Below are 1,637 nucleotides of genomic sequence, written 5' to 3' on the forward strand. Positions count from 1 at the left end.
GTGCCCCGGGCACCGGCCGCCGGTGCCGTGGTCAGGCGGAGTCGGACGGGCGGTCGCCGGGGGACTCCCCGGACCGCCCGGTCCCGGTCCCGGCGGCACCGTCGGCTGCGCCGCCCGTCCCCGACGGGTCCGAGGGTGCGTCGGCCGCACCCTCCCCGGTCACGGTCGGCGTCCCGGCCGGGGTCGCGGCCGGGGTGCCGTCCTCGGCCGCGAGGTCCTCGGCGGACTGGCCGCGGGTGGCGACCAGCGACCAGATGATCGAGACGCCGAGCGTCACGACGATCACCCCGAGGGTCAGCGGGATCGGCAGCTTGCCCACCGGGGTCTCCGACAGGATCAGCTTGACGCCCGCGAAGGCCAGGACGACCGCCAGGCCGTAGTGCAGGTGCGTGAAGCGGCGCAGCAGCCCGGCGAGACAGAAGTAGAGGCTGCGCAGGCCGAGGATGGCGAAGGCGTTGGCGGTCCACACCAGGAAGGTGTTGGTGGTGATCGCCAGGACGGCGGCGACCGAGTCGACGGCGAAGACCAGGTCGGTGGCCTCCACGGCGATCAGCACCACGAAGAGCAGCGTCGCGACCCGGCGGCCGTTGACGCGGGTGAAGAACTTGGCGTCGTGGAACCGCGGGTCGGTCGGAATGATCTTCCGGACGACGCGGACCACGGGGTTCCGGTCCGGGTGGACCTCCTCGTCCTGGGAGACGATCAGCTTGTACCCGGTCCAGATCAGGAACGCGCCGAAGACATAGGCGGTCCAGAAGAAGAGCTCCAGCAGCTCCGCGCCGATGAAGATGAACACGAATCGCGCGACCAGCGCGCCGAGGACGCCCCAGATGAGGACCTTGTGCTGGTAGGCGTCCGGTACGCCGAAGAACGAGAAGACCAGCGCGAAGACGAAGATGTTGTCGACCGAGAGCGCCTTCTCGATCAGGTATCCGGCGTAGTAGGTGGACGCTACCTCGCCGCCTTGCCAGACCAGCAGTATCAGACCGAAGGCGAGGCCGATGGCGATCCAGATGCCGCTCCAGATCGCGGCCTCCCGGAAGCCGATGACGTGGTTGTCGCGGTGGGCGAACAGGTCGACGGCGAGCATGAGGCAGATGCCGAGCGCGACCGCGCCCCACACCCATAGCGGGACGGCGAACGACAGGTCATTCATCGCAGAACGTTTCCTCTTTCAGCTTTCGGTGGCGGAGGAGCTCACCGGCAGACAGTACGGCCACGGTGGGAACGCCGGATGGTCCGGTGGGGCCTCCTGGCCCTGTGGCCCGCTCCTCGCATGATGATGCACCCCGTGGGTGGCCGATAGGTCCGGAGTTCGCGCAGATCTGGTGCGGACGCCGCCGTACCGACCGCGGGCGGCCTGCCCGGCGCGCGGCATCCGGTGGCCCGCCGGATGCGGCGGAGGAGTCGCCGTCGCCCGAACGGCGTTGCGGGCCAAGTGAGTTCACGGGACACGGGGCGCCCTGCGTCCGCGACGGCCCCCTCCGCCGACCACGCGCGCCCGTGAGCGGCGATCCCTCCGGCAGATCGGGCCCCGTCCGAACCCGGCGCGACTGCGTCGAGGCGGAACCGAGCCCCCGGCCGGGGACGGGGCGGGAGCGCGGGCGCGGGCGCGGCCGCACCGCCCGGGACGCGCG

At 71.5% G+C, this 1,637-nt stretch carries 1 protein-coding gene; it reads right to left on the reverse strand.

What is annotated here, in order from left to right:
* Positions 1–31: 31 nt before the first annotated feature.
* Positions 32–1,156, reverse strand: a complete 1,125-nt coding sequence (locus HCN52_RS24305; protein WP_168090568.1) for a TerC family protein — start codon at positions 1,154–1,156, stop codon at positions 32–34.
* Between the last annotated feature and the right edge of the window lie 481 nt (positions 1,157–1,637).

Source organism: Streptomyces bohaiensis, from assembly GCF_012033785.1.
In the GTDB taxonomy this organism is placed as follows: Bacteria; Actinomycetota; Actinomycetes; order Streptomycetales; family Streptomycetaceae; genus Streptomyces; species Streptomyces bohaiensis.

What these genes read in the sequence shown, in the direction of transcription:
- HCN52_RS24305 (WP_168090568.1), bottom strand. Translation starts at nt 1,156, where the DNA reads ATGAATGACCTGTCGTTCGCCGTCCCGCTATGGGTGTGGGGCGCGGTC.